Origin of the sequence: Veillonella sp. CHU110, from assembly GCF_003992255.1 — a bacterium.
Classification (GTDB): domain Bacteria; phylum Bacillota; class Negativicutes; order Veillonellales; family Veillonellaceae; genus F0422.
Genome location: NZ_RQVA01000012.1, coordinates 1 through 14,745 on the forward strand (window position 1 = coordinate 1; position 14,745 = coordinate 14,745).

Genomic DNA, 14,745 nt, shown 5'->3' on the forward strand with positions numbered 1-14,745 from the left:
TCAAACTCTCCAAGATATCTTGAAGCTATTTGATAGCTCATTCATTTTCGTTGTTGCCAATTGCTTGGCTAGAATTTTTTGGTTGGTTTCAACTATATGAAACCCGCACTCTGGCTTATGTTTACTTCTTTCGAAGTAATTATCTTACATTGTTCAGTTTTCAAAGATCAACTTTGTCTTTCACACCCCTGTGTTGTGGCGACTAGATTATGATAACAGATTCACAAGTTTGTGTCAACAGTTATTTTAATCTTTTTTATAACTCTTTCGAGTTATTTCCATGTGTTCTCCTGAACACTTTTAATAGTATATGCCATTTTTTAGTAAAATGCAACCCCCATTTTTCTTTTTTTCGATACCCCCATTCCCTCTCCGCTCATCATATCTTTTCTATTATGTATTTATCTATACCCTATCACTTCACGACTCATTACAAGGTATAACTTACTATATATTTTCAACATAGTAATAACTTTGATACTATCTGGCAAGACCCTAACTGGAGTGCACAATTTTCACCAAACTATCTTAGGGTTTTTCCTATTTATAATGCAAATACAAAAGTTAACACCATACTCCTGTATATACTTACCGATTCATATAATCTATCATTATTATTTTCTTACCCCCATACAAGAGACCGCAGTTATGTAAAATTGTTTTATATCATTTTACTATGCCATAATTTAAATACAAAAATACACTATGATCCTGAACAAACCAAGTAAATCACCTCATATCAAACCTTTCTTATTTCTTCTCAAGAGAGCGCAATGATGCGTAAACTTCCTTATGCCATTTTGTTACCTATAATATAAATACAAAAAGACCGCAACATGCTCCTGAACAAACCTAGCGAAGGCATCAGTTTGAAAAGGAGTATGTTGCGGTCATTCTTTACCATATATATACATACGGCATAAGATAAAATAGCATCACAAGCGAACGCTTTCACCCAATTCAAATGTCCCTTTTGTTGTAACTACTCTATCTGTGGCCTGCAATCCATCTAATATCGTCACATAGCCATCAGTCTCAAGTCCGACTTCGATGGTGCGTATATCAATTGTGTTATCATCCGTTAATACATACACAAAACTTCCATCATCACCGCTTCGAATAACATCTTTCGGTAATGTAAGTGCCGGTGCTTCTGCATTTGTTTCAATAACCAACGTATAAAACTCGCCAATCGTAATGACACCAGGTTCCACCGTGAAAGTCGCTTTCACCGTCGTACTAGGCCCATTCTCCACTCCCACATACGTGATTTGACCAGGAATTTGCTTACCATCAACCTCTAGATATACCTGTATAGGTCCTGTTTGGTTCGGTTGATTCAGTATAGCCCCAAAACTTTGCGGTACACTTAGTGTTGCGATCACGGGTGAATCCTGTTGTACTAATATGAGCGGTTTTCCTTCGATAGCTATTTTTCTATCTTCATTATAAATTGCCGCTACCTTTCCATCCATGGGCGACACGATTTGCGCAGCTGCCATTTGCGCCTGTACTTTAGCAATGGCCGCTTCTATCCCTGATGTATCCACTGCTGATCCTCTCGCATTGGAGGGGACAGATACAACAGAAGATTGTGCTCTGGCCGCAATCGTTTCATATTCTCGACTCGTAATAATCCCCGCATCGCGCATATGACGTGCACGTTCCACATCCCCCGAAGATACACTTCCGCCTACTACCGTTGTAGTTGAACTATGTTGCACCGCTCTACTTCGAGCCTCTTGCAGTTGGCCTAACAACATTTGTAGTTGCTGTTGTAACGACGTCGTATCAATCAACGCCAGCACTTGACCTGCTTTCACCGTATCGCCTACTTTCACCGTGAAAGCAGACACACTACCCGATACAGGCGATTCAATACTCGCCTTATGTAAAGCCGTAATATTGGCCTCATGACTAATCCGCACCGGCATTTGTCGTTCCACCGGTTGCTCCACTTGCACTTTTGTAGGTTGCATCATCATATACACACTGCCTACAATGACAACCACAGATACAATAGCTATATATTTCCAATACGTTCGTATCCAACCATACTTCATAACAAAACTCCTCTCGTATACGTTGTATTATACTACGATATAAAGGGAATATCTAGAATCGAACGCAGTTATATGCCACCCTCACATCATTCCCACACAGAGAAACGCAGTTATACGTAGTAGCCTTGTGGCAGCCCTTAACTGCCTAAATCACACAAAGGCAAAAGAGCACGACATATTCCGGAGCAAACCTACCGTAGGATCAGTTTGTGGAGGAATGTATCGCGCTCTTTCCTTTACCTTATTCAGTTAACAGCCTACATAGCAGAACAAGTGCATTGTCTTTTGCTGAGTTTAGTGCTATACTTAAAGCAATAAAAGAAGAGCCACCAACGTGTGAAGGCGTTAGGCTCATCTCTAAAGCTTCAAAATGGATAGCCTAACGTGTATAAGTATTAGCAGTACTTATCTTTTACGTTAGGCTTTTTCATTAATTAGTTTATTTAAACCAATCAATGAGATGTACTAGTAACTTTAGAATTAAAATCAATAGATCAATTTTTCTAAACTTTTTCATAGTACCACCTCCTCCCATAATAGGAAGAGATGAGCCCAACTCACGTTAGCGACACTTCTACGCCTTCATTATATCACATTCGTGTATATCACTAAATCATGTTTAAAAGCAATCCACAAACTATCCCCCAAAGGAACGCCGTCACGAGTAGTAGCCTTGTGGCGGGCCCCTAACTACCTAAATCATAGAAACACAAAAGACCGCAACATACTCCTGAACAAACCTACCGAAGGATCAGTTTGAGAAGGAGTGTGTTGCGGTCTTGCATTGAACTGCATTAGTCATGACCGTCAAAAAGTATATAGTATAGCAAGAGACGACCTACCGTAGGATCAGTTTGCGGAGGAATGTGTCGTGCTCTTTCCTTTATCATATTGAGTTAAGACCGTCACAGGCTATATAGCAGGACAAGTGAGGTCAAATCGATGTACTCTTTCACTAGCCAACTGACTGGTCGTCTCATGGCATGTAAACAGGAACACCTGTGTATGCTCACTCAACCGTTCTATGACCTGCAATGTCAATTTTTGTCGTTCCATGTCAAAGCGCACTAGTACATCGTCCAACAGTAACGGCATAGATTCTACTTTTTCTGCAAAAGACTCTGCTAGGCTTAGTCGCAATGCCAAATACACTTGATCTCCAAGACCACTGCTCCATTTCCTTAATGGAATCTCTCGGCCCGTTGTATCTTCTACATACGCCCCTTTATGGGTATCATCCATATGCAATGTGTAAATACCACCTGTCATGGCTTTCACATACGCAGAAGCCCTAGCCAGCATAGCTGGTTGCCGATCTGTTTCGTATTCTTGTTGCGCCAGTTCCATACCATGGTTGATGAACACATAGGTCATCCACTCTTCCAAGGCCTCGCGTAATTCCGCTTCTAGCTGTTCTTTTCGCAACAATGCTTCCGATATCGCATGGGATGTACTCAAGTGCCGCATCGACTCTTGCAAAGTACCTCGTTCTTCATACAAAGCTTGCAAGGACGCTTCAATTTTTCCTAACTCTTTTTCACTACGAGTGTATTCTAACTCCCACTTTCCTTTATCATTACCTTGCAGACGACGGTACCACACATCTCGATGCAACTCTTTAGGCGCCAACAACTCCAATTGTCGTTGACTTTGTCGATAAATCGTATCCCATTGTTTATACTGGTCCTGTTGTAACAATCGCTGACGATATTCTGCCGCACTCTTAGCCCCAGCCTTTTGAATCAACTCTTCTTGCGCTAAGAACAGTTCTTTTTCCTTTTTACTCCATGTAGCATATTCTTCGCGATAATTTTTACGCTGGCTTTCCTTTTGCTCCCACCGTACACGATTCTGCTTATGTAACTGTAATTGATTATACACCACACGCAATTCTACAATCGATGGCAATGTAGTCAACTGTAAAGAACCCCATAATGTGCGACATCGATTTACAATCGCTTCCAATTGTTCATGATGTAACCGTACTTGCTTTTGATAGCCTTCAAACTCACGCAATCGTTCATGATACGCTTGGTATTCTTCTTTCATACCATAGAAAGCATCATCTCGATTTGTCTGCTTTGCTTCTTTCGGAAGCCATGCTTCCCATACATCCATAGCTTCACTACCGGCTAGCTCTAAGGATTTGCCCTCTGCTACCCATTGTGCCTTCATCACTTCATAGGCTTTAAAATGGTTGACATCATCGCCATAGGCCTTAATCTGTTCGGATATAGTCTCTATCTCTGAAAGTAACGCTTCATACTCAGATTCCGTCGTTGGCATAGATCGCCCAGCTCGCGTTTCCAAGTTTGAAAAATCCTTAGTAGATACTTGTACGACCTTAGCTTTACCAAACGCATATCCCTTATAAGCACATCCCGCACCTATCAATAGAGCTAGTACACCCGCCATAGCTGGTACACCCAGTGTTTCTGCATACGCCATGTGCCATCCCAACAAGATGATACCTAGTGCCACTAGTATCACAGCACCGATGTAATAGGAACGCCCCGACGTCACAGTCTCCGTAGCGGGAGTACTCTGTTCAGATAGATAGGCTTCTTTCATCGCTTCCAACGCAGCTTGCTTCTCTTCCAATGCTTTCACCGCATTAGTCACCTCACGAGCGCTCTCATCTTGAGGAAAAGGTTCTCTCCGTTGCCACGCTTCATAGGCCTCACGAGCACTGCGCAACTGACGGGCTGCCTGCTCTCCATCATACCAATTGACATCATGAGGAAACGTATCCACATCACGCCAATACACATGAGATTTACGGATGAAAGCCAATTGAGCTTGCACTTTTCCCAAGTACAAATCTCCTTCACGACATTCTTTTTCTAATTGCGTCCATTTAGACACCTCTTGGTATAAGGCTTCAATTTCCTTCTCGTACATTCCCAGTGCATCTTCTGGATCAAAATTATCCGGCACTAAGCCATCTTCTTTACCACGCCAAATGCGCATATATTCTTGGCATCGACGAATCTCTTCATCTAATTCTAAAAAGGCTTCTCGCTCTAATGGCTGATCCACGTGGAAACGATGCATATTCTGCTTTGCTTCTTCTCCTCGTTTATAGGTGTCCCAAGCTCGAAGTACACGCTCTACTTCTTGGATGTACTCTTTTCGTTCTTGCCGTTGTTCTTGCAAAGAGGCTTCTTGCTCCTCTAGGGCTGCTAGCGATTCTTGCCATCGATAATACTCTCGCTCTCCCTGTTGTAGTCTCGAAATATCTTGCTCAATCTCTTGCAACCGTTCCAACAATGTATTGATGGTCCGTTTCCCTGTAGGAGATGCCACTAACAATTGACTAGCTAATTCATCCACGTCTTTCACGAGAGTCCCCAAGGATTCCCCACCTTCGGCACCGAAGAACCGTGTACGTACGTCCACCTCTTGGATAATATCTACCCCTTGTAGATCATCTAGGGTAATGGCAAAAATACGGTCATAGGTCTTTTTATCTAACCCCTGCCACCATAATTCGGCAGGTTCTATGGTAAAACGATCCCCTCCTATTTCGTAGAAGTCTAATTGCTTTCCCTTCCGTCCAATGTGATAGGTTCTTCCTTGACGTTCTACTACAATATGACCTTCCACTGGTTCTTCTTTACGTTTCGTTCCTAGCAAAATGCCTCGAAAGGCTTGAAGTAACGTTGTTTTACCGCTTCCATTCGGTCCATACAGTACATGCAACCCTGTTTCATGAGGTTGAAAGCTCCACTTCTCATAGGGGCCATACTGTTCTATATATATTTCTTTAATCTTCATGATCATTCCCCTGTAACAAACGGATTCCTTCGCCTCTTGCTCTATCATAAGCAGATTGCAACATGGTATCTGTCACTAACCGACTATATGAACCTAACCGTTTCCATTCTGGGCGACCTTTTACAATCGCCTCTAATGATTCTATTCCTGTATGCATAGCATCTAAGGCTTGTACATAATCCCTCACCATACCTGGTGCTATCCCTGGGCTACTTGCCTCGAGTGATTCACAGTTGATATCTATAATATACACACCGTGTTTACCACTTTCTTCCGATTGAGATTCTTCCATCCATGCAGCTCGCACCTTAGCATCTCGAACGACATCTAACAGTGGTCCCTGTCCCGTTACGCGAATCGTCAATAACATAGATATACCTGGCTTCCGCAGCATTTCTTTTTTATGACGCAACATTTCTTGCATGTCTAATACGGATTGCACTTGTCCTAAATCAATCGTCTCTTCTGCAAATCGGATGACATTCGTCTCGTGAAAGCGTGCTTCTATCGTACCACGACTGGATACATCAACCACATAACAACCTTTCGGTCCACTTTCACTACGATGTAATCCTTGTGAATTACCCGCATAGACAATATGCGGATTTTCACTGACTATCTGCCGCTTATGAATATGGCCAAATGCCCAATACTGAATCGGAATACTACGCAACGCATCTACGGAACAAGGTCCCGTTCTGTCATGTCCCTCATGACTGCCTACCGTTCCATGCACTAAGGCAATGGAAAAGAGGTCACTTCGCAGCGGATGGATATCCGATGTTAGATCATCATATTGGGTGCTACTAGAGATACTGCGACCATAAATAGCTGCCACTTCTTGACCTCGCACTAACAATGGAACTCGTTCCACCCGTTCTGACGAAAAGATATGCACATTCTTTGGCAACGGCATGTGCCGTTTCCAGCTTTCAGCAGGGTCATGATTCCCTTGTACTATATACACTGCAATATGTTCCTTATCTAAACTTTCACAGCCTCGCACAAAATGCATCTCCGCCTCTAAAGGATGCTCCGCCCCATCGTAAATATCTCCCGTGATGAGCACTGCCGCTACACGCTGGCGAATGGCCAAGTTTACAATATTTTGAAAGGACCCATAGGTAGCTCGCATCATGGCCTCATCCAAGGATCTGCCAAAGGACTTTAAATAGCGAAAAGGCGCTCCTAAATGGAGATCCCCACATTGTATAAATCGAAATGGTATGCCCATATTATAACCCTTTCCATGCCTTAGCCAATACCTGTACAGCCCGTTCTAGTTCACGAGTAGGTATGCCACTGAAAGACAACAAAATTTCTACTGCATTTGTATCATCTGTATCGACGACAATCACATCGCAGCCAGCCCCTAACGCTAGCTGTTTACACTGTGCGCCATCTATATGCGCTTTGCGAAGCCCTGCATAGACACCACCTTCTGGCTCTATCACCTCATAAGAAGCTCCCAAATATTGACGCAACAACTGCGTAAAATACTTACTTTTTTCTAAGTAATGTTTTCGTAATCGACGAATCTGTTTATTCCACTCACCGGCCTCCATATACATAGCCCAGGCCAGTTGCTCTAGCACCCCTGCACTTTGACCATAGGCATGACGATATCTGCAAAAGTCTGTATACAACAGGGTAGGTAATACCAGATAACTCAAACGAATCGATGGGGGTAGCACCTTGGACGGTGTCCCCATATAGATGACACAACCTTGTCGATCTAGCCCTTGCAAAGATACAACTGGCTTTCCATAATACCGAAGTTCACTGTCATAATCATCTTCTATGACATAGGCCCCTGTATCTTGAGCCCACCGCAATAACTCCATTCGCTCTTGTATCGTCATAACGCGACCCATACTGTCTCCATGAGAAGGCATACAGTATACTACATCTACATTCGCTTCCTGTAATGTAGAAATCAGCTGAGGACCTCGTATATCTACTTCTAATACAGAACATCCATAGCCTTTCCAAATTGCTTTCGCAAAACTAGGGCTTTGACGTTCCATAGCCACCTTACATTTTCCCTGACGTTGCAACAAAGATGCTATGATATGCAACGAGTTAAGCGTACCACTCGTCACAAGTGTCCGCTCCGCTGTGGCTCTGACACCTCTAGCTTGTTGTAAATATTGATTCAAAGCCTCTCGCAATTCAGGCTCCCCTTCTAACTGACCGTAGGTCATGAGACGATTCGTATCTCGCAACGCATAACCAATAAACCGTTTCCATCGTTTGAAATCAAACCCCTCTGGATCCATGGCACCAGTAGCAAAGTTGTAGAGAATAGGAGAGTTATCTGTATGCGCCTCTTTAGATAATGCATTGTTTAAGGTAGAGGATACGTTCCCATTCTCGGCAGTATCCTCACTTGCCAGATCAAAGCTGATCGTATCATGAGCCATAGTCACACAACCTGCCCCTAAAGGCTGAGAAATCTCTAATACCTCATACGGAGCCTTTTTATGAGCTTGAATATATCCTTCCGTAGCCAACTGCAAATAGGCTTGCTCCACCGTAATCTTGCTGACCCCTAACTGCGCCGCCATAGCACGTATAGAAGGAAGTCGCTGACCTGGACGAAATAAGCCTTGCTCAATATGCACTTTTACAGCCTCATATACCTGCTCGTACATGGGAACCCCTGCATTCGCATCTAGGACAATCATCTAGGCCCTCCAAAACAATAACCTTACGCGCTTACATGTATATATCTATCTTTAACTCTCGACTCTTGAGTGGTTCCTTTCATTACTCCATGATTCCAGCAACTTGAACCATTATTTTTAAAATAGACTCTTACCTTATATTATAAAAGTAAACACGAAAAATGACTACACCAAAAGTATTTTTATCGTTATAAACTCGACTTAACTATCAACAATATGCATATATTTAAATAACTGTTTATGGTATACTAATCTTGTTACAGGTAAAACCGATTCCGTAACAGGAGGAGGTGATATTGTGTGTTATTTTGTTAAGTCTGTTTTAAAAGCAATTCTGGTGAATATAATTGGCTACTATATTCGCAAATGGATTGAATTGCTATTTCACTTGTAACAATCCTAGATTTTGTATTGATCTATAAATAATGCAAAGTAAAACTCCCTAGGTGGCACCCTAGGGAGTTTTTGTGTGTTATTCATTAAATCTTTAGCTACGCTTATTGTATCACCTATCACTTATAATTTCAACAATTTTTCTCCATATATTCACGTAAACTCTAGCAATATTTGCATTTAGCAATAAACAATGCTATACTTAGCTTATAAACAAGAAGAGCTAATAACGTGTGCTGGCGTTAGGCTCATCTCGAAAACTATTCAACCGAAATTGCCTAACGTGCTAAGGTGTGTGAGACCTTATCCGTTAGGCTTTTTCATTGTCTATTTTACTAGATCAATGAACTGAATTGCTAAACTAGCAACAGAAATCATCAAGGAGATTTTTTCATATTTAGTCATAGCAACCACCTCCTCCCATACGAGGAAGAGATGAGCCTAACAACACGTCATTAACTCTTCTACGAACCTATTATACCACGAATTATACATTTAGAATAATATTCCATAATCGCAGAAACCCAAAATATACTCCTAAATAAGCCAACCTCAGGATTCCTTTGATAAGAACTTATCACCTTTTTTCAATTCCCAAGAAACACCATTACGAGTAGTAAACTTGTGGCGTTCCATTACTACCCGAATCACACAAATACAGAAGACCGTAACATCCCCCCTGAACAAACATAGCCGCTATATGGTTTGAAAAGGGGTGTGTTACGGTCTTCCCTAACCCTGAAGAACGCCATTACGTGTAGCAGCCTTGTGGCGCTCCTTACTAGCTAAATTCCACAAATGCAAGAAGAGCACGACATGTTCCGGAGCAAACCTAACCACTGTATCAGTTTGTGGAGGAATATGTCGTGCTCTTCCCTTTGCCCTATTCAGTTACGAACGCCACAGGCTGCATAGCATAACAAGTGACGATTCATAGCGGAACAAGTGACGACTTAAATGTTAACACCATCTCTATTGACTCAAGTTAACAATGGATATATAATGTAGTCATTATGATGTAGTCATTAAAATCAAATGAAAATTACGAGGTGTAATTATGGAAACTGTATCAAAATCTATTTCCTATGAAACAATCATAGCATACGCACAAAAAGTATTAGATGGTGGCGAGATCACTCGTGAAGAGGCAGAGCAACTGATTCACACGTCTGACGAAGACACTATGATACTATTGGCTATGGCTGACAAAATCCGTCAAAAGTTCAATGACGATACAGTAGACCTATGTGCCATCGTGAACGCCCGTTCCGGTAAATGCCCAGAAAACTGTAAATTCTGTGCTCAATCTGCCCATCATGACACTGGTGTGACTGTGTATCCTTTCATGGAAGAGGATGAAATTGTGAACGCTGCTAAAAAAGCAAAAGAAGCTGGGGCTATCCGCTTCTCCATCGTAACAAGCGGTCGTAACACAAACAACCCAAAAGAGTTCGAGCAAATCTTGAGTGCTCTCACTCGTATTCGTAAAGAAACTGGCTTAGAAATTTGCTGCTCCCTTGGTCTATTGACTTATGAGCAAGCAGTGCAATTGAAAGACATTGGCGTGACCCGATATCACTCCAACATCGAAACGGCACCAAGCCATTTCCCAGATATTTGTACCACACATTCTTATGAAGATAAAATGTCCACTATTTCCAATGCCCAAAAAGCTGGCATTCGTGTTTGCTCCGGCGGCATCTTAGGCTTGAACGAAACGAAAGAGCAACGTGTAGAAATGGCCTTCGAATTAAAACGTTTAGGTGTCGATTCTATTCCATTAAACATTCTAAACCCAATCAAGAACACACCTTTCGAAAACAACGAACCAATTCCACCATTGGAAATTCTTCGTACCTTCGCTGTGTTCCGCTTCGTATTGCCAAAGGCCTTAATTCGTACGGCGGGCGGTCGTGAAGTAAACCTTCGTGACTTACAAGCTTACGCATTAAAAGGCGGCTTGAACGGTATCATGGTAGGTGGTTACCTAACAACGGCTGGTCGTTCTCCATTAGATGATCTTCAAATGATCAAAGACTTAGAACTCAACCTTAACACCGTACAAGAAGCTTAATCCTATCACGGTAACAACGAGACTTTTTCATTACCTATATGTCTCAATTAGAGAGCTGCAACCATATAGAACTTTCAAATGAGAACAGGGGGCCCGATTCCATCGAATCTGGGTCCCCTGTTTTCTGCTATATATAATTTTTATAATAAATACCTTAGATACAGCAAGCACGAACTCCTAAAATTATTTGTACTAAACCTCTATTCATCATTGCTTACCAATCCCCATATATACAGTATGAGCATACACTGTATCTATCTAAGGCAATGTATCGGTATGCTAGCATTGAGCTCATTAAAACCTATATACAGACCTAAATGATTCCCACACCTTTCAATACTGGCTCATACACATAATACAGGAACAGCCATGTCCCCAATCCTGCTACGCCGCCTACGAGGGCACCGTTAATACGGATCCAAGCAAGGTCTTCTTCCACCTTACTTTCAATAAAATGGATGAACCGTTCTGTACTTAAACTTTGCAGCACTTCACGGATGATGATGCCGATAAATCCATGGCTCTTGGACGCAATGTGCAACATGATATGCGTCAACGCTTCTTCTAACCGTTCCACCATGCCTGGCTCTTCGCAATACTGATTCCACAACTCTTGAAAGCTCGATTCCAAGGCGATCGCCATTGGTGATGTCCCATCCGCAGATACCATACCTTCACGAATCCGTGGGCATACATAGGTTTCTAACATGAGCTCCCAATCTTGCACATCGATCCACTGTTGGATAGCATCATCCAAGGTCTTTGTAATACTTCGGTTCGACGCCATCTGCTGTAAAGGTCCCACCCATTGGTGTAACCACACGAGGCGCTCTGTGCTGTTCGGCTGTTTCCAACGTTCTAACATGTGATGCACTTCTTCGATGATGGCCCTCGCCATTTCTTGGACGTTCACAATGTTCAATCCTTCTGAAAGTCCAATGAGCATAGCAGATACTACATCTTTCTTGCGCTTTTCGATTTCTTCCTCAATGACCGCTTCTAGCCATTGCTGTGCTTTCGGTGTATACAGAACCCTCTGCAAATAGTCGATGCCTCGAATGACCACACTTTCATAGCGATTGTGCTCACACACATAGAGTAACGTCTGTTGCATAGGACCGATAAAAGATTGATTATGCAAAAATTTCCGCAACCGTTGTGCACCCCATTGGGCCCACTCCTGATCACTACGTCGCTCCCACAACTCCGACAACACCGTGGCAATCCCTTGGCGCACCGTATTCCGACCTACATCACTGCGGATATATTGGTCTATAAACGGTACAAACTGTACCCGTTCAATGGCACTTTTACATTGATCATAGGTGAGAAGTTTCGTATTCACCATACGGATAATCCCCTCAATGAGGCGATTCTTATTCCGTGGAATCAGTTCCGTATGAAAGGACACACCCAAAGGTTTTCGAAATAAAGCAGTCACCGCAAACCAGTCCGCTACGCTACCAATAAGGGCAGATTGGACAAACCAATACAACCCATCATACCAAGGAGCCGTCATATACCACTGACCCCACCACACAAAAGTGAACAGCACCGCCGTGGTAATCAGCAATCGATTCGCATAGGTTGTGTAGAGATTCCTAGTAGTTTCTATAACACGAGGGCTCATAGGATCCCTCCTTTCAGCAAGGTCAGTCCGTAGAAGAGACCGCCTAAAATAGCACCCACCAAGGACCCATTGATGCGTATCATCTGCAAATCATAACCCAGTTTAGATTGTAATATGCGGGTAATTTCCTCTGGTGTGAATCGATTCATCTCACGCACGACAATGTGTTCAATCCAAGGGCGTACGTAATTTAAAACGTGCAACAATTGGAACAGAATAAACCGCTCTGCCTTGCGGCCTTTCACAGCATTCGTTTCCAAGCGCTCAAAGAAATGATACAATTCTGCTTCCCCTTGCTCTACATAATGCGCAAGGTCTAACGTATCTTCCAATACATAGCCATCTTCGATGAACTCCCGAAACCAAGCATTCTTTTTATCTTCTAGTTTCTGTTGCCACTGTCCATTCTGTGCAAGTTCATCCACTGCCCACCGAGCCTTCGTATATACCGCAGTCCCCAAGGGCGACTGCAAGGATTCTTGACTCATTAAATAGGCGCAGCCTTTCACCTGTATCATGTGCGTAATGTATTCCGGTGAAAGTGACTCCCCACCTAATACGAGCGCCAATTCTCGTAAAAAAGAATGGTCTGCATAGCGATTCATCACAGAGGATACTAGCCCTAATAAGTAGGGGCGAATCCCTTCCGCTGCTAGCAATCGTTGAAGCATACGGTTGATGTGCATCCATAGCACCTCTGCTCGTTCTGGTTCTAAGAGTTGACGGCACAAACTAACCACAAAAGGCGTCACGCGCCAAGACTCCACACCATTCTTGATGTGCCCTAGCAATTGCTCTTGCAATAAATTTTCTTTCACATGGGGCAATACATGGTCTTTCAGTTCCTCAAAACACACATGAACATACCCCCGACCAGTGGCACTATTCATAAATGAAACTATCCGCCCTGGTACACGCTCCTGTTTCAGCACCTCGTACATGTGAGACACCCGAAGGAGTTCATCCACCATCATGTGACGTGCCATTTCCACGAACCGTTCCTTATTCCTAGGAATGAGCGCCGTTTTGAAAGGAATCCCCAAAGGCTTCGTAAACAGCGCCGTCACCGCATACCAATCGGCCAAACCACCAATCATGGCAGCCCCTGAAATATGCGTAATGAGCCCCCAAAAGGGATCTCTATGAAAGGGATAGGTCACTAAGAATATGACTGCCATCAAGACTAGTAGAGCAGTCGCTCCATGTCGTTGTAACCATGGTGTCATTTACTTCACTTCCTCTACCACTGCATCTCCTGGTTGTTCTGGAATCCAGCAACGTTGGTTTGGGTATGTGTATCGGAATGTGTCCGAGGGCACCCAAATAGGTCCATTGGCATGCATAGGAATAAATAGTTTCGTGTTCATCATACCTAACACTTCTAAAGCCCCCCATTCACGGGCTACTTCTAAGCGAGCATCCACAGGGAACATCATAATATCCACAGACAAACCTAATAGAGGTGCGAATTCTTTCTCCTTTAACGCTTTTGCCTCTGCAATATTCTCAGGCGTATCTCCAGACCAATGCCACCAGTTTAAATCTCCCGCGTGAAAGATGCGATGCGTACCTGTATCTACTAAGAACGAACCCCCTTCATCAGTGGAACCAAACATGGTGACTGTTAGATTGTCCGATTCTACTGTGTCGCCTACTTTCATAGAGTGCAAAAAAAATACTTGTTGTACCAACTCTTCTGTTAGACGTTCCTCTGATATAATCTGACCTTCCGTAGGCTCAACATTGTTAATTCTTTCTAACAGTAAGCTAGCTTTCTCACCATCTTGCTGACGGGCTAGCATATCCTGTACTTGCTGACAAGCATCTCGCAAAGCTGGCACATCTTCATGGTACCAAACACTGTATATATATGGTAAATACTTGAAAATTGATTTCATATAATGATCATGATGGATGTGGGATACAAAGACATGTAACTCGTAGCCTTGTTCCACTAGTGTATCTATCACTCCGGCTGGATCTTTCCAGTAATCAAATACATAGGCCCGTTTGCCCTCTTCGATGACAAAACCGCTATGCTCTAAATAGGTAACTTTCATATTAACTCCTAATTGATAATTTTATTGATTACTTTTATTATAACATAAAAACCCTCCCAAG

Annotated in this window: 8 protein-coding genes; 1 reads left to right on the plus strand and 7 read right to left on the minus strand. The window is 42.8% G+C overall.

The genetic code is table 11. The features are described 5' to 3' along the window. Nucleotides 1–935: 935 nt before the first annotated feature. From EO122_RS06085 to EO122_RS06100, 4 genes are all read right to left on the minus strand, one after another. A complete protein-coding gene (locus EO122_RS06085; RefSeq protein WP_127009804.1) occupies nucleotides 936–2,063 on the minus strand; it encodes an efflux RND transporter periplasmic adaptor subunit in 1,128 nt (375 codons plus the stop codon). Nucleotides 2,064–2,975: 912 nt separating this feature from the next. Then, nucleotides 2,976–5,840, minus strand: coding sequence for an AAA family ATPase (locus EO122_RS06090; RefSeq protein ID WP_164725975.1), 2,865 nt, complete (start codon nucleotides 5,838–5,840; stop codon nucleotides 2,976–2,978). Beyond that, nucleotides 5,830–7,074: a DNA repair exonuclease gene (locus EO122_RS06095; protein ID WP_127009806.1), complete on the minus strand. Its 1,245-nt coding sequence runs from the start codon at nucleotides 7,072–7,074 to the stop codon at nucleotides 5,830–5,832. The genes EO122_RS06090 and EO122_RS06095 overlap by 11 nt, the downstream gene beginning before the upstream one ends. Nucleotide 7,075: 1 nt before the next feature. Beyond that, a complete protein-coding gene (locus tag EO122_RS06100) occupies nucleotides 7,076–8,527 on the minus strand; it encodes a PLP-dependent aminotransferase family protein (RefSeq protein WP_127009807.1) in 1,452 nt (483 codons plus the stop codon). A gap of 1,450 nt (nucleotides 8,528–9,977) precedes the next feature. Between EO122_RS06100 and bioB the strand changes: the two genes are divergently transcribed. Next, entirely contained in the window at nucleotides 9,978–10,994 is a 1,017-nt protein-coding gene (gene bioB / locus EO122_RS06105) for a biotin synthase BioB (protein WP_127009808.1), read from the plus strand. A 313-nt stretch (nucleotides 10,995–11,307) separates the two neighbouring features. Here bioB and EO122_RS06110 read toward each other — a convergent pair whose 3' ends face one another. From EO122_RS06110 to EO122_RS06120, 3 genes are read right to left on the minus strand one after another with little or no spacing between them, the layout of a single operon-like run. Then, on the minus strand, nucleotides 11,308–12,624 hold the full coding sequence (locus EO122_RS06110) for a DUF445 domain-containing protein (protein WP_127009809.1): 1,317 nt from the start codon (nucleotides 12,622–12,624) through the stop codon (nucleotides 11,308–11,310). Then, the gene (locus tag EO122_RS06115) at nucleotides 12,621–13,850 is read right to left on the minus strand and encodes a DUF445 family protein (protein WP_127009810.1); all 1,230 of its coding nucleotides are present in this window, start codon (nucleotides 13,848–13,850) and stop codon (nucleotides 12,621–12,623) included. The genes EO122_RS06110 and EO122_RS06115 overlap by 4 nt, the downstream gene beginning before the upstream one ends. After that, on the minus strand, nucleotides 13,851–14,684 hold the full coding sequence (locus tag EO122_RS06120; RefSeq protein ID WP_127009811.1) for an MBL fold metallo-hydrolase: 834 nt from the start codon (nucleotides 14,682–14,684) through the stop codon (nucleotides 13,851–13,853). Nucleotides 14,685–14,745 lie beyond the last annotated feature (61 nt).